Genomic DNA, 18,786 nt, shown 5'->3' on the forward strand with positions numbered 1-18,786 from the left:
TGTAGTGTTGCACTTAATTTGACAATTCAAGCCTGATAAAAAGGCGGCCATCTCTGGTCGCCTTTTTGCTATAATGATAAAGCTAGTTATTTACTTTCCCGGGGCTTGTGAGGGGGCTTTTTTACCGGAAAGGAGGTGAGTTTCTTGTATTTCATTCTCGCAAACCTGATCTTTCCAATCTTGGTTGGACTGATAGTAGCCGGGTTTGCCCATTGGCTGAACAAACGCTGATGTGTTCCCTCATTCATTTAAATAACTAGTGATTCAAAGAGAGTGGCTACTAACAGGGCTGCTCTTTTTTTGCACAAAAAAACTGCTTACTCTAACAGTAGTAAGCAGTTAAGTGAGCTCTTGTATTTCATTCGGGTATAGTATACCATCCAACTCACAGCACTGCAATAGATAGCCATAATCAGCGATTCACGGTACAAAAAACTGCTCATGCTAGCAAAATCATGGGTAGTTGGCTTTCCTTTGCGCTTCGAGTATAGTATACAATCCACCCCAAAATGTATCAATAGGTAGCCACAAACTATCGGTAGCCGACTACTGCTGACGTGCAAGATTCCCTGTTATCTATGGAGAGCCCATATGGTTGAGAGATTCTCGTGTTCCCAAAGTAGTTAACTTAAATTAATCTAGTCAACAAAATTAGACAATGAATCTAAAAAGAACATTGTAGAAAGTGTAAATGAGGTGCTTTTTAATGTTTCTGCCTGACGCAGCTGTTCTATTGTCCTATTAACAGAGAAGGGCCACCATTCCAAAAGTCAGGAATGATGACCCTTCTCTGTTAAATTATGGGATCTAAACGCCTATCCCAGTCTATTGGTTCTGTTCAATTTGTTCTGGGTGAGCAAGATCGTAACGATATTCAAAGAAGAAGTAAATTGTTACAATCACGTAGCACAGGGTAGGAACAATGAATGACGTCTGCATTGAACCGGTCATATCGGAGACAACCCCTTGGATAGCGGGAATAACCGCCCCACCGACGATGGCCATAACCACAATTGCACCAGCGGTTTCAGTGAATCGTTTATCTTGAACGGTATCAAGCGTATGGGCGTAAATAGTTGGCCATTCTGGACCGAAGAAGAAACTAGCAGCGATGGCCATCCAAACGGCGGTCATGTTTGGAATAGTGGTTGCACCAATTAACGTAATCGTTCCAAGAGCTGAGAAGAGCGTTAAGACACCAGTAATGGAGTGGTCTTTCAATAAGTAACTGGCAAATAATTTACCGAAGAACCAAGCTGCATAACTATAAATCATGAATGTACTTGCATCCCGGTCTGAAATGCTGGTATTTAAGTTAAGAGCTAGACGAATCGTAAATGACCAGACAGTGGTTTGCATCCCAACGTAGAAGAATTGGGCCATGATTCCTTTTTTGAAACGGGTGTTTTTGGCAAGGTACTTAAGTGTTTCACCCAAGCCTGGGGTGGTTGCCTTTTCTTTATCAAGACTAACCGCTTTTGAACTTGGCATTGGGGTGAGGGCTAAAATGATTAAAATCGCAACTAAGACAACCAAAATGTATTTATATGGCTGCAAAGTCAATTGAAGCATCTTTTCACCATAAGCAATTCGTTCTGCACCATGCATGTGACTCATGGTTTCAGACAAGTTACCAACGGAACCAAAGATTAAGTACTTTCCTAAAACAATGCCGACCATATCACCTAGGGGAACTAGGGTAGCGGAAATGTTCATTCGAATATTGGAATACTTACGGGGCCCAATCATTGAACTGTAAGTATCACAAGATGTTTCCAAGAAGCTTAAACCAACGGCAATGGCAAAAATTGCGGCTAGGAACATGGTATAAGTAGCGACGTGTGAAGCGGGGAAGAACATTGCACAACCAATGATATAAAAGATTAACCCCGTCATAATGGCAAACTTATAACTTTGTTTCTTAATAACAATTGATGCGGGAATGGCAATTAAAAAGTAACCACCGTAAAAGGCACTTTGAACAAACGCAGTGGCGGCATCGTTTAGCATAAAAACAGTCTTAAACTGAGTAATGAGAATATCATTAAGTGAGGCTGCAGCTCCCCAGAGTGGGAAGATTAAAGATACTAAGATAAATTGAAAAATAGGGGTTTTGTTGAGATAGCCATCGGCATACTGTTTCCAGCCGTGCTTTTCTTCAACGACATGACGACTTGCTTCCATAAGTTGGATCCTCCTTAAATAAGTGAGTGAGCGGAGTCAGGTTTCTGCCTGACGGAGCTGTTCTAAAATGAGTGAGCGGAGCAAAGCGGTTAGAAGCTGGAGCCTAAGTTTTCTTGACCGGAAATCCCGGTTTTGGATTTTTGGGCAAGAAGACTTAGGTGCAAGCTTCTGCTTTGCGGAGCTGTCCTAAAAAAATAAGTGCAAAAAACTAAATCAAACCGATTAGAACGTTACACCTGACTCCAAAATAATATTAGAGAACGGCGTCATTTCACCAGTCCGGACAAAGGCGTGACAGTTTGCCAAGTTCTTCTTAAGGTCTGAATGTGGCATGTAGGCAATTTCGACGTTAGGTAAAAGTTCTTTGATTGCTTTTAACTGATCAGGATTCTTTGTTTTGATTTCGTCAGCTAAATAGATTTTTTGAACTTCAAGTTCAGCCAAGACGTTTTTTAAAACATCAATGAAACTTGGAATTTCTTTGGTTAAAGCTAAATCAATCTTTTTGGTGCCCATTGGAACTGGCATCCCAGCATCGCCAATACTCAGCCAATCCATGTGGCCCATGCCAGCGATGACAGTTGATAATTCAGAATTAATAACAGTTGTTTTTTTCATTTTACGTTTCCTTTCAAAGTGAGCGGAGCAAAGTGGTTAGAGTGTGGAACCAAGCGGTTAGAAACCGGAGTATAAGTCTCCTCTGACAGAAATCCCCGGATTTGGGATTTTTGTCAGAGGTGCTTATACGGAGGTTTCTGCTTGGTGGAACACGTTTCTGCTAGATAAACACGAACTGAGAAATTCCCAGTTCTGGAATTTTTCTCAAAGGTGTTTACACGTAGATCCCTGCTTTGTGTAGCTATCCTAGAATATTAATGGTTAATTATGAAATTAAGATGCGGATTCCTTAGCAGCGGTTAAGACTTCTTCTAGCTTAGGAATTGAAGGCTGGGCACCGAGTCGTTGAACTGTTAGTGAACTTGCATGTTCGGCAAATTTAATTGCAGACGCAATGTTTGAAAAATCAGTTGCGACTTGAGATACGAAAGCGCCAATAAATGTATCGCCAGCAGCAGTTGTGTCAACGGCTTTTACTTTATAGGCGGGGATCAAGTCATGACCAGCCTGGGTTGAATAGAATGCGCCCTTATCACCAACTGTGATGATGAGATTAGGAACGCCCATTTTACGGAATTCGGCTGCCGTTTGAATCATTGACTCTTCGTCTGTGATCTTGATGCCAGTAATTGAGGCACTTTCAAGTTCATTCGGAACAATGATATCTGTTAATTTAAGGAGCGCCGGATCGATTGCCGTGGCTGGAGCAGGAGCTGGGTTCAAAACCGTTGTAACGCCATTAGCCTTCGCAATCTTGAAAGCGGTGATGGCTGCTGCTTGTGGTGTTTCGAATTGGGCCACGATAAAGTCTGAATCTTTGATAATGGGTTCTGCTTTTTGAACGTCAGCATCCGTTAAGGTTTGGTTAGCACCACCATATACGAGGATGCAATTTTGACCATCTTCATCCAGCATGATGTTTGCAGTTCCAGTGCCAACGCTTTCATTTTGGCTAACATAGGTACCGTCGATATGATCAGCTTCCAATGAATCAAGCATGAATTTACCAGCACCATCATTTCCGATTTGGCCAATAAAAGCAGTTTGAGCACCTTCGCGGGCCGCAGCGACCGCTTGGTTAGCACCTTTGCCGCCGGCCGCATTACTTTTTTCTTTTACCTGAACCGTTTCACCAGGTTGTGGGAAACTTTTAATTCTAAATGATGTGTCGACGTTTAAGCTTCCTAAAACCGTTACTTTATTCACTAAAGACCACTTCCTAATTTTGTGTTTTAGACGGACAACAATTTCAATATCGATTAGCAAAACCGTTTTATCAAATCGTTTTACTAAACCGTTTTACAATTGAATAAGTTACCACAATCTGCAATCGCTTTCAAGTATTATTATTTGACTTTTGTTAATGGGGTTGGCGGAATGCTTGGTGGGCTTTGGTTTGAGCGTGAAAATTATTTTCAGGTGGTGGCTGGTTGAGGGGTAATCAAATAAAATCAAAGCGAAAGGCTTTCGAAATCCTATGCATAAAAAATACCTCCAAAGTTAAAATAGGTATTTAACTTTGCATAAAGGAATTCCCAAAGCAATTCGAGTAAAGTCATCATATTAGCTTATTTGATCCTGGAGCAAATGGGCACTGAAAACATGCTTAACCAGATTGATATTGGTTAACTAAACCATTGATCGTTCGACTTTTTAAGACCTACCGTTACTTCGTATGGGTATTCCATTGACTCCAAATACGTAATTGTTTTTGGTACAATGCATGTAATGGAGGTAATTAATATGCTAAAAAGAAGTCTGTCATTTCTGTTGCTGTTAGGGACTATTTTCCTTGGTCTATCAGGTGTTAGCTCGGTATCTGCGAGCACCATTCCAAGTAACTATTCTTTCGATGGCTCCATATTTACAGGACCAATTCCGTATTATTCAAGCACCAAAAGTCAGAAAGCTTATATTTGGAATAATTCCCAAACCAAGCGGATTCATAACTTAAAGAACTATCCTAATACTGTCTGGCAGGTTTCTAACGCATTTGTAAAGCGGGTTAAAGGTAAGAACGAAGTGTATTACAAGTTATATTCGGCATACAATAAAAAGGTTAAAGGAATTGCCTGGTATGGTTACTTCAAAAAAAGTATTATTAAGTTGCCGGTCCTATTTAATAGCCAACAAGCCTACCTTAACGACCTAAGCAGCAATAAAGCGTTAAAGCTAACACGAATGGTTGCTGAGCTGTTTCCCAATTCCCAAGTTAACCTGAATCTGTCTAAAAGCTTGTATGTTTCCTTACCTCAAAAAACGGATTTATTGAACGGATTTACAAATACAAAAGCGATAGGTTTGAATTCATTTGATAGTGAAGGAAATTATAGTTACTATGAACGGATGGCACCTTCTAAGGCTATTAAGCTGATCGATCAGCGACTTACAGAGATGGGATACGATCAAGATAAGCGAAATAGTATGTCTAATTACGATATTGGTTTAAACATTGTCGGTTATGCAGAATCTTTTTATAGGCAAAGTGAATTAAACATCGCTAACAAGTACCGATATCCAGTCAAGCTTTCAAACTTTCAGGATATGGCAGATTACGGCGCATGCTCAATCCAGTTGGGAATTCCAAAATGAAGTAAATAATATGTATTTCCCTAATAACTAAATTGTTTCATGTAATTTCCTTTCATTGGTGAAAGTTGTCTAATCTCTTAATTCTATGACGATTAAAAGTAACCAAGAATCAAATTTTCAAAGCGGTATAATTAACTTAATCAAGTCGTTTAATAAGGGTAATCACATGAAACTTTCTGAATTATTATTAACAGCTGCCACCACGCTAACTTTCGGTGGCCTAGCAATGCTCGTGCCCGCAATGAACGGCTTGGATGGCGTAAATATTTCTTGCTTTTAATTAGCCTTGCTTGTTTTGTGGATCATCCGATATTGACGATTTTACCGGTGTTTGTGATAGTTCCAGCTTTACGAAACCGTGTTATTGGTGTTGTACGTGGTACAAGAAAACGGTAACTGTGACAAATATCATTTTAATTGTTTATGGATCTACCTCATGGTTATCGGCATGTTTCTTGAAAAAAGGATCATTCTACAATTGTACCGTTATTTAGGCTGTGCTCAATAAAGGAGAAAATCATGGACAATCAAATCAAAGCATATTGGCAGAAATTTTTGTCGAAACATCACCTTGTTAATCAAGAGTACGATGCTTGGGCATTTGGTGATGATAGCGCAATGGCGGATAAGCTTGCTGATTTGGTGGAACGAAGAATTAAGACCGCCACTACATCAGCGTTAGATACATATGAGTCAGATGAACCACTTCCCCGAATTGGTGACTATAATATTATTTTGAATTCAAAAGGCATACCAGTTTGTGTGACTCAAACCAAGGCGGTCGAAGTGCTGCCGTTCAAGTGGGTCTCGGCGGAACACGCTTTTCATGAAGGTGAGGGGGATCGGACACTAACATATTGGCGCGGAGTACATGAGTCCTTTTTCAAAACGCAGTATGCGGCGCTAGGGAAGAAATTCTCCGAGGATATCCCTTGTGTTTGTGAAGTGTTTGAGGTGGTGGATTAGTTTACAGTGGGGGGACTTGATAAGTACGCCATATGAACGCAAAATCTTTAAATTAATAAGATGTGGTAACTTGGCTCATCTAGTATCTTAGAGGTAATTTTTAAGGATCTTTCCGAAGTTAACTTTAGCAAATGACTTAATTTTGATCCGTTAGTTTGAACTACTCATCGTCGCTATTACGGTTAAACGCATCCTTTAGCTGGCCATTCATTTTAAAGCCATGGTTTTTTACCACCAAGAAGATCTATCTGTACAAGCACGGCATGTTCAAAAAATCGCAGCGAATCACCACGTATCCAAAGCAAAAGCGAATCAACCGCCCAATGTTTGTGGTCACCGGTTACGCGCGTTCTAAAGGTGGCGCTCTCCGCTACAAAGTGCGTGACGTCAATCATCATTCAAAGACCGATCGCAAGCGCGGCTATATTACCGCTAACCAGAAGTATGTCGTGAACGTTTATTATAAGACGATGCCGAAGCACAAACGGATTACGGTGATTAATCCCAAGGGCATCTATTTGTATAAGACTAAGAGTTTAAGGGGTCAAACCAAGCACTTTAAGAAGGGAACCCACTTGCGAGTCAAGAAATTGGTTAAGCACAACTTGTCCACCCGTTATCAATTGACGAATGGCAAGTACGTGACTGTGAACAAGAAACTGATTATTCAGGGCAATTACTGAATTGAATAGAATCAGAAAGAAGCTCTCGCCATTTGACGAGGGCTTTTCGTGTATTTAAAAGCAATTTTTTTAAAATTTGCATTTTATGGTAATTTGATAGCAGTATAATTAAATTGTTAATCTAGTTGAGGGGCTAACGAATAATTGTTGGAGGTTACATAGATGAAAAAATGGAAAGTATTGTTGGTTACAATGGCTCTGTCACTGGGGTTATTATTTGTGGTTGAGGCTTCGAACAATGTAAGTGCAGCAACGTGGCATAAAGGGACACCTAATGCAATACGAGGCCACTGGAAGTCTAAAAAAGAACGCGCAATTACAACATATGCAACGATTGGGAAAAATTACTACCATGAAATGGCAAACGACCCGAACTATCTAAATAACACCCAGTATAAGTATATTGGTCATCATATCTTTAAAATCAATGGTTATGAGCCTTATTATTCTAAGAGAAGAACAAATCAATATGTTCAATACATTAATCACCGCTACATAAAGACTTGGACACCAGGAACACCACACAAATATCGTCTGTTATTGCACAGATATTAAGGAGTAATCAAATGAAAACTAAAGCGATCATTGCAACAGTATTACTAACAACTGGAATAGGATTTGGCGCTGTAAGTACACCTGTTAATGCAGCAACTTGGCATAAGGGTATGCCAAAAATTTTACAAGGAAAATGGAAGACAAAGACTTGGAAACCTTATAAGCAATTTCCAAACAAAGGTCGGGCATATTTAAAGATATCTGATTATTGGTTTGGTTATCAACCAGCTCTGCCCCCGGTTGATCCAATGGCAGTTCAAAGAATTCGTTATCGCCGTAGTGGAAACATTTATCACGTTATTGGTCGTGAAACAAATAATGCTCCTAAAGGTGGTATTCTACAGACCTTCACTATTAAAGTTTATAATCGTCAAAAGCTTTATTTCCGGTTCAATCAATCCAGAACCCCTGATATTAATCATGTTTACTACAAATATTGAAGATTCTTTGAAATGATTTTGGTTAAGCCATATTGATTTGTCATAGATCACCGATTTGGATAAAATTTGAATTTCATCACGCGGATTGTAAATGACTTTAAACAACTTTTAGAAATTCAGATTAAGAAGGAGCTTATAAATGCAAGAAAAAGAAGCCTACGATATTCTTTATAATTTATCACCGGCGCAGTTTAGTCACGTCAGGTCTGTTGCAAAGATCTGGTATGTTACGTCCGCACCCGCTTGGAAACCAACATGGTATGAGAAGCATCATGTTAATGAGGATTACTTAGAGGCTGTGGATTTTCTTGTTGCAAAGCATGGACGATATGGAATGGGTGATGTTCTATTACACTTTGAAAACTATCGATTTCCACAGAAAGATCTAAGGGCAGGCACCCAGAAATATTTTGATAAAGAATTTAAACATTCCAAGCTTGATAGTCTAGAAGACCTAATGGATTATATAGAAAGGTATTGTCTTGATAAACGAGCGTCCAGACAATCAAATCAAGCAATGAATAAACGGACTCAGCCGACTAAATCGATTAGACAAACCACGTATTATCGGCGGAAAGCCAATATTCATTCAAAAATGAATGGTAACCCAAGGACACCCAATGAGCCTTCGCAACCATTATTTACGTACAAAGGAGTTTTTTGGTTACTGCTCATCATCTTTCTTATTATTGGTATGATTTATGATAACGGGCCCGTTCAAGCTAATGCACAGATTATTTCCTTAGTTGGGGTTTGTGGTATGAGTATATTTTTCAATCGCGATATAATTGGTTGGCGGATGTATGTATTGCTTCTTGTAAGTGTTGAGTGCCTAGCTGTTCATCCACTGCTAGCAATTGCGTCCGTGTTTGTAATAGTTCCAGCTCTGAGCGGACGTCTTGTAGGGGCCATACAAAACCTAATAACACATTGATGGAATCCTTATAAGTAGAATCAATAGATATCAAAACACAAATGATTAAGATAAAATCACGATTTTAAAAAAAGCAGAATTCTTCGAATTTAGTATGGTATTTTTACTGTAGATTAATGGTAATGATCTGCCAAAATTAATTGATTTGACTGAACAGCAATTTGGCCATTTAATAGTAATCCAACGATTATCCCTAGTGATGTGGTTAGAAGCGGTGATGTGGTATTGTCGGTGTATTGTGGCAAGGCAGCATACCCATCTTTGGAACTACAGAGTGGTTACCGTAATATTTCTACTACTTATTGAGACAAACTAATTCATACAAACGTCCTTCAATAAAAGCGATCATGGCTTTTATTGAAGGACGTTTGTTTTTTTATGACCCGATTTTCCCTAATCCTCAGTCTTCCAAATCACCAAACGGGTCCCAGGTATACTTAGCCCTTTGGCCACCAATTAATTTGGGACGGGATCTTAAAAATGTCGTATGGGCTTCTCCAATCTGGTTGATAGAAGTCCGAACGGGAATTTGAACAAATTTAACGTGCATGCCGATAGACGTATCCCCGATATCCATGCCAGCCTCAGCCGTAATATGTTCGACCTCCACCGGATCTTTAAAATTCTCAAATGCCGCAATTTGAGCTGCCCCACCAGCATGGAGGGTCGGAAAGACTGTGACGATATCTAAATGATTATCTTTTGCAACATGGCGTTCTACAACCAAGGCACGATTAATGTGTTCACATCCTTGAACGGCGAGGTTGATACCCAATGGCTCTAATACGTCTAAAAGTGCTTTGACGATTGTACGGCCAATAGTGATATTAGAATCTTTTCCAATATGCTCGCCTTGGATTTCACTCGTGCTACAACCCAAGACGAAAATATCATCTTTTTCTAAATTCGCTGTGTGAAGTAACTCATTCAAACTGGTTTTAACTTGTAGATTAAGTGTCTCTGGAGATAAGTTCATGTTAAATTGTTCCTCACTTTATTTTCAATAAGAATTGCCGACTTTCATTTCGAAAAAATCGTAGATCATTCTACGGTTGCGTCGTAATGTCAAACGAGGTATTTAAGATGATTTCATGTGATTCTTTCTGTTTAGCGGTTCGGTATTCACTGGGAAGTTGTTTTTCATATTTTAGAAATAATTTGGTGAAATAGTTATTATTAAACCCCACCTCATTCGCAATTTGGCCAATGGAATACCCGGTTTCTGATAGAAGTTGTTTGGCATATTGTAATCGAATTTTTTGAAGGATATACATCGGGGTTTGATGCTTTTGATCAGAAAACAGGTTGATGATTTGGGATTTACTGTAATGAAATTTTTGACTTAATATATCTAAAGTAATCTTTTCCGAATAATTGTCGAACATATATTGAGTCATTAAAGCCACGGGATCGTTAGAATCAGTGTCCACATCAGGGCATTTTTCAGAACTAATTAACATTGGTTCCGGTGCGGTTGAATGGGCTAATTCAAGCAGGATCAGCTTGACCTGGGTATCAATGTTAATTAAAATTTGCCGATCTTCGGATTTTTGAAAATAAATTCCTTGATCAGTCAATTGCGAAAATTTGTTTCTAATCATCATGTCTTCTACTAAAAAGACGGATTTATTGAACAAATCATCAAGCAATGTTCTTAAATCGCTTACCATATTAAATTTGATGTCAACAATCCTTGAACGCTTATTGAATGAGTATTCGTGATATTCGTTGCTATCAAAAATTGATAAGTAGTTTGGCTTCATCGTGAATGGTTTGTCGCCTATTATCAGATTTTCACTGCCACTAACTAAATATTGGAGTTGATAAAAATCATGGCGATGTTTAGGAACAATAATTTCCTTGGCGTAGTCTTTTCCGCTCATCCATAAAGTCGTTAGTTGATTATCTCTTAGTTCTACCATGTGGGGTATCCTCCCTTCGAAGAAGCGATCGTTAGATAATTGCGCTTTCATAATACACTAATTATGACTAATTGGAGATTAAATGAACTGATTTAACATTTAGCGATTAAATTGGTACTATTTAGCGAATGGATTGTAAAGACTATTTTAACGGATAATATAAAATAATCAACAGAATATTTAGCGATTGGTATACATATATAAAACGAATGTAAGCGCTTTATTAATGATATTCTTTATGCATGTTGAGGGAAGTCAGTTGCGCAACTCTTCTCAGCAAAAAGGCAACTGAAATTTATCCAGGTTCGAATTGCAGCATAGAGGAGGATTAACGAATGGATTCAACTAGCATTTTGAGTGCACGTAAAAAGGTTCGTCGCCACATACTGCCTTATCTATTTATTATTTATTTCGTGGCATTTCTAGACCGGAGTAGCATCACTTATGCCTCAATTGGGGGGATGGACAAAAGCCTTGGTTTAACGGCAACCATGTATGGATTTATTGCGGGCATGTTTTTTATTGGTTATTTCGTATTTGGTATTCCGGGGAATATGATTCTTGAAAAAGTGGGTGCCAGAAAATGGATTGGCCTGATTTTAGTTCTCTGGGGGATTGTTACTTTAGTGACGGCGTTTGTCCAGTCCGCTGTTGAATTAACAGTCCTACGATTTCTTTTAGGCGTTTTTGAAGCGGCTTTGTTCCCCGGGATGACGTTAATCATCACTTACTGGGTTCGATCGGCGGATAGAGCGGCTGCAGTGGCGCTGTTCATGATTGCGCCGCCGCTGGCTAATTCGTTTGGGGCACCACTAGCCACTTGGATTATTACCAATGTTCATATGTCACTGGATTTAGCGGGTTGGCGGTGGCTCTTTATCATCGTTGGCTTACCAGCTGTTTTATTAGGGATATTTACATTTTGGTACCTTGCTGACAAACCAGCTAAAGCAGGTTGGCTTAATAAGGATGAGAAGACTGCTTTAATTAATGAGTTGGCCCTGGATGCTAAAGCAACAACGGATAACAAGGTTCAGGGAGCACCCTTTAAGGAAGCCGTGAGAAACGGCCGGGTTTGGAAGATGACCCTGATAAACGTTTTTTATGTTGTTGGGCTGTATGGACTTACTTTTTGGCTACCACAAATGATTGGCGAATTGTCGTCGAAGTTTTCCACAATGACGATTGGTTGGTTAACCGCAGCACCGTACTTACTTGGTGCCATTGCCCTGGTTCTTAACTCAAGGCATTCGGATGCCCATATGGAACGGATTTGGCATACTGCGGGCGGTGCTTTCCTTGGTGGCGCTGGCTTCTTGGGAGCAGCCCTTTCTCATAATCCTTGGGTCGCCATGATATTTCTTTGCTTGGCAGCGATTGGGATTTACTCGTGGTCGGGACCGTATTGGGCAATCACGACAATGATGGATCCACGAATTGCCGCTGTTGGTTTAGGAATTGTGAATGCGTTAGGAAACTTGGGTGGCTTCGTTGGCCCGTACATTGTTGGCTGGTTAAAAGACGTAACGGGATCTCAGGTAGCTGCGATGTTCTTTTTGGCCGGGTCACTAATTATAGCTGGGGTGATCGTCTTGTCGCTTAAACGTAGCGATGATGTGGTTACCAAGATCGAAGAAGTTGGATCGGAATAGATAGAACAGCTGCGTCAGGCAGAAACCTGCGTGTAAGCACCTCCGAGAAAAATTCCAGAACCGGGAATTTCTCTCAGAGGAGACTTACCTTCCGGTTTCTAAGCGCCTGACTCCGCTCACTCACTTTATAGGACAGCTGCGCAAAGCAGAGATCTGCGTGTAAGCACCTATCGAAAAAATTCCAAGCCCAGGAATTTCCTCGATAGGAGACTTACCCTCCGATCTCTAAGCGCTTTGCTCCGCTCACTTTATTAGGACCGCTGCGCAAAGCAGAACTCTGCACATAAGCACCACCAGCAAAAATTCCAGAACCGGGAATTCCTGCTGGCGGAGACTTATGCTCCGAGTTCTAACCGCTTTGCTCCGCTCACTTACTTTTAGGAGGAATTTATAATGACTGTACGTAAGATGGAAGTTCCAGAAATGGAATGGGTTGACCAAAAAGCAGAAGGCACGCAGCAAGTTGCTGTGATGGAAACAATTGGCAAAATTGATATTAAGTATGCAAAATTGCCCCACGCCAAACGGGGACAGATTAGGGTTGATGTTAAATGGGTTGGCATTTGCGGAAGTGATTTGGAAGTCTACCGGGGCGCCAGAACGCCAGAGTTCTTAAGCTATCCGATGCGCTTGGGACATGAAGTTGCTGGGATTGTCGATGAAGTTGGCCCGGATGTAGTGGGGCTTCAAGTGGGTGATCACGTTGCTTTGCGTTATGTGTGGGGAGCATTTGCGGAATACATTACCTGTGACCCATTTTCAGCCGTTGTATTACCAAAGGAATTTCCACTCATGCACGGATCGCTCATTGAAATTACACCAACGATTCAGACTGGGATGGAGCGCGCAGAGATTAACCAATCGAAAAACGTTTTGATTATGGGCCAGGGGGTGAGTGGCTTACAACTGACTCAATTCGCTCGGTTATACAGTCCTCGCAATTTGGTGGTAACGGATTTGTTTGATGAAAAGCTTGAAATTGCAAAAGAATTTGGTGCTACGAAGACTTATAAAATTCCTTCTGAAGATACCCCGACGATGGAAGTTGTCGGTCAAGATTTCCCTGATGGATTTGACGTTGTTATTCCAGCACGACTGGAAGGAGATTCGGTCATTGATGCGCTCGATGCTTGTGCACAGAACGCTAAATTAATTATGTATGGCGGCATTGGCAAAACTAGCAAGACAATGGACTTCTTCAAAATGCATCGTTGGCGAGTTGATATCTTAACGACTGAGCCTAAACGGGATGTTGATAATCACCAACTCTTCCGTCAAGGCAGGGATATGGTTGTAAACGGCTTGATTAACACTGAAAAGACCGTAACGAATGTTTTTCCGCTGTCAAAGATTAGCGATGCCTTCGATTTACGTAATCAAACTCGCGGCGACGTGATTCATGTCATGATTGACTGTGACGTGACTCACGATGATGGTCGCTATGATGATGGTCATATTCCAGATGTTGTAAATGAGCCAAGCCAAGAGGAATAAGCAATGAAAAGTAGATTTAAAGAAGGCTGTTTTTACTGTGAACATAACCAGACGCTCCATGAACGAATGATTCCAATTGTGACCTTCGATGCGTCAACGGTTTATCTAAATCGGGATCAAACCCACCCTGGCAGAGTGATTGTGGCGTTAAACTGGCACGTTGATGAAATTTTTGAACTTAGTCAGCAACAAAGAACGGCCTTTATTGAAGAAGTTTCGTTAACAGCGAAGGTTGTGAAAGAACACTTTAACGCTGCCAAAATCAATTTGGGCGTGTATGGCGATACAGTTTCCCACCTTCACTTTCATATTGTGCCTAAAGTCCCGGCAGATATTGATTGGGATGATTCGTTCATCAACAATCCGAAAGATCCCGCTCATTTGAGTGATTCTGAAAGCCCAAAAAGAGTTAACCAATTACGTGAAGAATTGGAGGATGAATATGAAACAATCAGAGATTAATACAATTATCGATGACACGATTAGCTTTGCGACGGAACGTGGTTTGTATTTGCCACCATTTGCACATTGGGATCTAGCGAAATGGCAGAGTTTAGATGGCTCTTATCAAGAAATCATTGATAATATGCTCGGTTGGGATGTTACCGATTTTAATGAAGGTCAATATTTAAAGCGGGGATTGACGACCTTTACGTTCCGAAATGGTAATTTTAATGATAAGAAAAAGTACCCCAAACCGTACTGCGAAAAATTACTAACGGTTGAAGATGGTCAAGAATTGCCATTTCATTTTCACTGGGATAAACAAGAGGACATTATTAACCGGGGTGGTGGCATTCTAGAATTAACCTTGTTCAACGCAACTGCCGATGAGAAATTTGATGAAGAAAAACCGGTTACGGTTGTGAGCGATGGCCATAAAATAACCGTTCCAGCTGGTGCCACGCTTGAACTTAATCCAGGAGAAAGTATCACGCTCACTCAAAGGATTTATCACCGTTGGCGTGGCAAAAAGGGAACTGGTAAGATTATGTTGTTTGAGGTTTCATCAACCAATGATGATAATACCGATAACCGCTTTTATGAGGACTTGCCACGGATACCAAGCATCGAAGAAGATGTTGAACCGGCACATTTGATATTTGCGGATTATGGGAAGATTACATTGAAATAGTATCTAAAATAAGTCCAGCCTAGATGATCGTGATCTAGGCTGGTTTTTGGTTGGTTGTAATTATTTTAAATCCTGAATGCTTCAAAGATAACCAGCCCTTTTGGCGTGATTATCAGCTTCCAAGTTTCAGATTTTGAATAAAACGATACTCATTTCCGTTCATTTGAAGGTGGATTTGGGTGTCGTTTTCTATGGAGGATTTGTTTGAGGATGGAATACTATAGATATGTATAAATTTGCAACACGGAAAGGAAATAATTATAATGACAAAAAATTATCTTAGATTGTGATCCAGGACATGATGATGCCCTAGCAATGATGTTAGCAATTGTTTCACCAAGGATCGAATTGGCGGCAGTCACAACTTCTGCTGGGAATCAAACACCGGAAAAGGCTTTGAATAATGCAATTCAGATGTTGACATTGATGAAGCATGAAGAGATCCCAGTAGCTAGTGGTAATCAAACGCCATTATTGCGACCACTCCGGACTGCCGGAAATGTTCACGGGAAATCCGGATTAGATGGAGCGGAGTTGCCTGAACCAGATTTTGAATCACAAAAGATGCCGGCAATTGAGTTAATGGCCAAGACGGTTCGGGAGTCTGATGAAAAGATTACCTTAGTTGTGACCGGGCCTATGACTAATGCTGCACTGTTTCTGCGAGTTTACCCAGAACTGACCGATTAGATTGAACGGATTGTGTTCATGGGTGGCGCAATGGGACTTGGTAACTGGACCCCATCAGTTGAATTTAATATCTTCGTTGATCCGGAAGCCGCAAAAATTGTGTTAAATTCGGGTATTCCGCTAACCATGGCTCCATTGAACGTGACTCATAAGGCTCAAATTCTCAAATCAGAAATCACTAAGATTGATGACATTCAAAATCCAGTTGCTCATGCTTTTTATGGCTTGCTTGAATTCTTTAAACGCTACCATGAAGCACCAAAGTGGGGCTTCAAAGGGGCACCGCTGCACGATCCTTGTACAATTGCCTGGTTAATTAACCCTTCAATGTTTGAGAGTAAGGTCATGAACGTCGATGTTGAGAATCAGGGTGATTTAACAGATGGGGAGACGGTTTGTGACTATTATGAATTGATTGACAAGCCCAAGAATACAGAGGTTTTGTTGGATATTGATCGGGAGAAATTTATTCAACTGATTATGGATTCGTTGAAGTAGTTTAATTAATGATGAAAAAGAATCTCTATTTGATCGATAGGAAAGTCGATTAAATGGGGATTCTTTGTTTGTTAATTGTTAAATTATGTACAATAGTAGAGAAGATATTTAATCGCAAAAGATTTGGGAAATACTACTTATTGGTAGTTCTTGACGATCCAAATTCTTTCGAGTACGCTAAATTTCTAGTTGTAACAAGCTTTCTAGCATGAGGTACAGATAAAATTTGTAAGAGTATTTACAAAGTTTTAAATAAAGAGTAATTAAGAGAGGAAAATTTACTGTGGTTGTAAGCATCTTTGATAGCGTTTCGATGAAAAAGTTGGATAAGGATAATGTTAAATTCAACGTGTTGGAAGCTATTGATAAAATTCAATTAGGAGAAGGTAAACCACCATTCTTGGAGATGGTTGACACTTTTGAGATCAACGGTTACCGAGATGGCGGCTATGAATTCTTTACGGTTTTGAAAAATGGATTTACTAAGGATGATCTGGCGAAGAAGTTTGCTAAGACTGCTCACGAGAATGACTGAGCTTGTGAGTAAGCCTGTTGTTTTTGTCAGACCTTATTAGCTTTGCATTTGGATCAGAATTGACCCAGATACAGGATCCTTCTATGATTATCTAACCGCTGTTAATGGATATTTGAAAGGAATGATTTATTGGAACCAAAACAATCAAAACTCCGACGCTTTATTGAGACCATCTGGTCGTTATCAGACATTTCGTTTTTTGTGGAACTCATTTCTGGGATTGCAGTGACTGTTTGGATGAAGATTAGTGGGCTTAAGAAATAATTGACTTTATTGGTTTACAAAAAATTGGTGTAATTTAAACAAGACGACACTCATTTCCGTTAATGTAAAAACGGTTTTGAGTGTCGATTTTTTGTACATGGTATCAAAAAGGAGGGTGATATGATACAATGTGCTTGATACAAATTACAAAAAATATGTAATTTGTATCGGGGAGGTATTTTAATGATTAAATTAATTGGCTTTGAGATATATGGTCATTCACTATTCAAAGATGGTACTAGCTTTACGCTCGAAACCAGCGGACAGATCACAAATAAAACTAAAAATAGAGTTATTCGATTTAACGATAGCTTAACGCTCAATCGAGTTATTGGGATTGTTGGTATTAATGCAACTGGTAAGAGTACGCTGATGGAAATCTTTGACGGATTAAACTCGTTGTATCTATTAGGTCAATCAATTGATCAAACACCATTGAATGAGCGCCTCCGGTCAAAAGAGAATAAGATTACTGTTAAGGCTAATCTAGCAACTAATGAAGATGATCGATACGTTGTCGTGACAACTTTTGAGAAGGTTCCTGTGACCGATGGGGTCGAGGATGATGCACGAGAATGGATAATTACAAATGAAAAAGTTTATTACCGAAAGACCAAAAGAGTTTCTAAAAAAAAATATTTTCGGATTGCTGATGGAAAACTTGATTCAACTGGGCTGATACTTGATCATAATAGAAATGATCTTTCGAAGAGTGAGAAAAAGCTATTAAGCGATAAGGACTCTATTTTTAGAGCAACTGATAAGCCGAAAGAGATATCTGCTGTGATATCGACAGTGAAGAATACTAATCAAAATAAATTCATCTCTTTTATGGACCAAACACCGATTGAATTATTGACGTATCTAGATAACTCGATCGATTATTTAGATTATGAAAAAGATGATAAAGGACAAACCACTCGGTATGCACTCAAATTCAAAGATTCCGATGAAGTGATCAAAGTTTCGAATTTTAAGGAGTTTGATAAGTATCTTTCTTCTGGAACTATTAAGGGAGTTACACTTTTCTTCCAGTTTTTAACTGCATTACGAGTTGGCGCTACTTTAATGGTTGATGAAATTGAATTACACATTAACAAGCAAATTGTTCGGGATTTTATTGGATTTTTTGCAGATCCGACCGTGAATGTCAATAACGCAACTTTGGTATATTCCTCTCACTATATTGAACTAACAGATGATCTTCAGCGGAATGATGAAGAGTACATTTTGATTCGAAAAGGTAAAACCCAGTTAATGCGATTAAATGAGATGGCAGTTCGACCGGAGTTAAAAAATAGTGAAGTTTTCCAAAACAATACATTTAGAGGAACCGCACCGAATTATCAAGCATATCAAGCACTTAAGAGCGTTGTGAGGACTCACAACATTGATCACCATTATTTGGAACGTGAGAAAAATAATATAAACGAGGTCGTTAGGTAAATGGGAGGGTACGATTGTTTAATGGTTGAAGGGGCTGCTGAAGCGGCGATTATTGATGTTTTATTAGAGAATCATTATTTGAAAATTTCTCGGGATTCATTAATAACTGATCCAGCCGGGAATTATTATCAAGACTCTTTAAACGATAAAAAGTTCCTCGATTTAAAATTGAAGTGCA

At 39.7% G+C, this 18,786-nt stretch carries 17 protein-coding genes and 2 pseudogenes; 14 read left to right on the forward strand and 5 right to left on the reverse strand.

Annotated elements, in window-relative coordinates; genetic code table 11:
• The first annotated feature begins 135 nt into the window (after positions 1-135).
• Positions 136-231 (forward strand): type I toxin-antitoxin system Fst family toxin, encoded by a 96-nt coding sequence (locus FC98_RS15370; protein ID WP_202812862.1) that lies wholly within the window; start codon positions 136-138, stop codon positions 229-231.
• A gap of 594 nt (positions 232-825) precedes the next feature.
• Here FC98_RS15370 and fucP read toward each other — a convergent pair.
• The 3 genes from fucP to rbsK all read right to left on the reverse strand — a co-directional run bounded on the left by fucP (position 826) and on the right by rbsK (position 4,008).
• A complete protein-coding gene (gene fucP, locus FC98_RS12505; RefSeq protein WP_054655976.1) occupies positions 826-2,184 on the reverse strand; it encodes an L-fucose:H+ symporter permease in 1,359 nt (452 codons plus the stop codon).
• 222 nt (positions 2,185-2,406) lie between these two features.
• The gene (rbsD, locus tag FC98_RS12510; RefSeq protein ID WP_008857269.1) at positions 2,407-2,802 is read right to left on the reverse strand and encodes a D-ribose pyranase; all 396 of its coding nucleotides are present in this window, start codon (positions 2,800-2,802) and stop codon (positions 2,407-2,409) included.
• Positions 2,803-3,075: 273 nt separating this feature from the next.
• Positions 3,076-4,008 (reverse strand): ribokinase, encoded by a 933-nt coding sequence (gene rbsK, locus FC98_RS12515; RefSeq protein WP_040471687.1) that lies wholly within the window; start codon positions 4,006-4,008, stop codon positions 3,076-3,078.
• A gap of 537 nt (positions 4,009-4,545) precedes the next feature.
• Here rbsK and FC98_RS12520 point away from each other — a divergent pair.
• The 6 genes and pseudogenes from FC98_RS12520 to FC98_RS12550 all read left to right on the forward strand — a co-directional run bounded on the left by FC98_RS12520 (position 4,546) and on the right by FC98_RS12550 (position 8,972).
• Positions 4,546-5,394 (forward strand): D-alanyl-D-alanine carboxypeptidase, encoded by an 849-nt coding sequence (locus FC98_RS12520; RefSeq protein WP_235803633.1) that lies wholly within the window; start codon positions 4,546-4,548, stop codon positions 5,392-5,394.
• A 519-nt stretch (positions 5,395-5,913) separates the two neighbouring features.
• Positions 5,914-6,360, forward strand: a complete 447-nt coding sequence (locus FC98_RS12530) for an ASCH domain-containing protein (protein WP_008857275.1) — start codon at positions 5,914-5,916, stop codon at positions 6,358-6,360.
• A gap of 227 nt (positions 6,361-6,587) precedes the next feature.
• Positions 6,588-7,043, forward strand: a pseudogene (locus FC98_RS12535) (DUF5776 domain-containing protein); the annotation flags it as partial.
• A 162-nt stretch (positions 7,044-7,205) separates the two neighbouring features.
• A complete protein-coding gene (locus FC98_RS12540) occupies positions 7,206-7,598 on the forward strand; it encodes a hypothetical protein (protein ID WP_008857277.1) in 393 nt (130 codons plus the stop codon).
• 11 nt (positions 7,599-7,609) lie between these two features.
• Entirely contained in the window at positions 7,610-8,038 is a 429-nt protein-coding gene (locus FC98_RS12545; RefSeq protein ID WP_008857278.1) for a hypothetical protein, read from the forward strand.
• Positions 8,039-8,177: 139 nt separating this feature from the next.
• The gene (locus FC98_RS12550; RefSeq protein WP_008857279.1) at positions 8,178-8,972 is read left to right on the forward strand and encodes a hypothetical protein; all 795 of its coding nucleotides are present in this window, start codon (positions 8,178-8,180) and stop codon (positions 8,970-8,972) included.
• A gap of 400 nt (positions 8,973-9,372) precedes the next feature.
• Here the strand turns inward: FC98_RS12550 and FC98_RS12555 are convergent, their stop codons facing one another.
• Both FC98_RS12555 and FC98_RS12560 read right to left on the reverse strand, forming a co-directional pair.
• A complete protein-coding gene (locus FC98_RS12555) occupies positions 9,373-9,948 on the reverse strand; it encodes a TIGR01440 family protein (RefSeq protein WP_054655986.1) in 576 nt (191 codons plus the stop codon).
• Between the two features lie 70 nt (positions 9,949-10,018).
• Positions 10,019-10,894: an AraC family transcriptional regulator gene (locus tag FC98_RS12560; protein ID WP_056949668.1), complete on the reverse strand. Its 876-nt coding sequence runs from the start codon at positions 10,892-10,894 to the stop codon at positions 10,019-10,021.
• Between the two features lie 335 nt (positions 10,895-11,229).
• Between FC98_RS12560 and FC98_RS12565 the strand changes: the two genes are divergently transcribed.
• The 7 genes and pseudogenes from FC98_RS12565 to FC98_RS12595 all read left to right on the forward strand — a co-directional run bounded on the left by FC98_RS12565 (position 11,230) and on the right by FC98_RS12595 (position 18,608).
• On the forward strand, positions 11,230-12,546 hold the full coding sequence (locus FC98_RS12565; RefSeq protein ID WP_008857283.1) for an MFS transporter: 1,317 nt from the start codon (positions 11,230-11,232) through the stop codon (positions 12,544-12,546).
• Positions 12,547-12,939: 393 nt separating this feature from the next.
• Positions 12,940-14,040 carry a zinc-dependent alcohol dehydrogenase gene (locus FC98_RS12570; RefSeq protein ID WP_054655990.1) on the forward strand — a complete coding sequence of 367 codons (1,101 nt, stop codon included), beginning with the start codon at positions 12,940-12,942 and terminating at the stop codon, positions 14,038-14,040.
• Positions 14,041-14,043: 3 nt separating this feature from the next.
• Positions 14,044-14,502, forward strand: a complete 459-nt coding sequence (locus tag FC98_RS12575; protein ID WP_008857285.1) for an HIT family protein — start codon at positions 14,044-14,046, stop codon at positions 14,500-14,502.
• A complete protein-coding gene (locus FC98_RS12580; protein WP_054655992.1) occupies positions 14,483-15,175 on the forward strand; it encodes a D-lyxose/D-mannose family sugar isomerase in 693 nt (230 codons plus the stop codon). The genes FC98_RS12575 and FC98_RS12580 overlap by 20 nt, the downstream gene beginning before the upstream one ends.
• Positions 15,176-15,448: 273 nt before the next feature.
• A pseudogene (gene rihA, locus FC98_RS12585) lies at positions 15,449-16,363 on the forward strand (pyrimidine-specific ribonucleoside hydrolase RihA).
• Between the two features lie 283 nt (positions 16,364-16,646).
• A complete protein-coding gene (locus FC98_RS12590) occupies positions 16,647-16,898 on the forward strand; it encodes a hypothetical protein (RefSeq protein ID WP_235803634.1) in 252 nt (83 codons plus the stop codon).
• A gap of 447 nt (positions 16,899-17,345) precedes the next feature.
• On the forward strand, positions 17,346-18,608 hold the full coding sequence (locus tag FC98_RS12595) for an AAA family ATPase (RefSeq protein WP_008857291.1): 1,263 nt from the start codon (positions 17,346-17,348) through the stop codon (positions 18,606-18,608).
• Positions 18,609-18,786: the final 178 nt, after the last annotated feature.

Source organism: Lentilactobacillus kisonensis DSM 19906 = JCM 15041 (assembly GCF_001434135.1).
GTDB lineage: Bacteria > Bacillota > Bacilli > Lactobacillales > Lactobacillaceae > Lentilactobacillus > Lentilactobacillus kisonensis.

Coding starts and splice junctions, on each gene's coding strand:
- FC98_RS12565 (WP_008857283.1), top strand. CDS start 11,230: ATGGATTCAACTAGCATTTTGAGTGCACGTAAAAAGGTTCGTCGCCAC.
- FC98_RS12520 (WP_235803633.1), top strand. CDS start 4,546: ATGCTAAAAAGAAGTCTGTCATTTCTGTTGCTGTTAGGGACTATTTTC.
- FC98_RS12595 (WP_008857291.1), top strand. CDS start 17,346: ATGATTAAATTAATTGGCTTTGAGATATATGGTCATTCACTATTCAAA.
- FC98_RS12550 (WP_008857279.1), top strand. CDS start 8,178: ATGCAAGAAAAAGAAGCCTACGATATTCTTTATAATTTATCACCGGCG.
- fucP (WP_054655976.1), bottom strand. CDS start 2,184: ATGGAAGCAAGTCGTCATGTCGTTGAAGAAAAGCACGGCTGGAAACAG.
- FC98_RS12575 (WP_008857285.1), top strand. CDS start 14,044: ATGAAAAGTAGATTTAAAGAAGGCTGTTTTTACTGTGAACATAACCAG.
- FC98_RS12570 (WP_054655990.1), top strand. CDS start 12,940: ATGACTGTACGTAAGATGGAAGTTCCAGAAATGGAATGGGTTGACCAA.
- FC98_RS12560 (WP_056949668.1), bottom strand. CDS start 10,894: ATGGTAGAACTAAGAGATAATCAACTAACGACTTTATGGATGAGCGGA.
- FC98_RS12545 (WP_008857278.1), top strand. CDS start 7,610: ATGAAAACTAAAGCGATCATTGCAACAGTATTACTAACAACTGGAATA.
- rbsD (WP_008857269.1), bottom strand. CDS start 2,802: ATGAAAAAAACAACTGTTATTAATTCTGAATTATCAACTGTCATCGCT.
- FC98_RS12555 (WP_054655986.1), bottom strand. CDS start 9,948: ATGAACTTATCTCCAGAGACACTTAATCTACAAGTTAAAACCAGTTTG.
- FC98_RS12530 (WP_008857275.1), top strand. CDS start 5,914: ATGGACAATCAAATCAAAGCATATTGGCAGAAATTTTTGTCGAAACAT.
- FC98_RS12580 (WP_054655992.1), top strand. CDS start 14,483: ATGAAACAATCAGAGATTAATACAATTATCGATGACACGATTAGCTTT.
- FC98_RS12540 (WP_008857277.1), top strand. CDS start 7,206: ATGAAAAAATGGAAAGTATTGTTGGTTACAATGGCTCTGTCACTGGGG.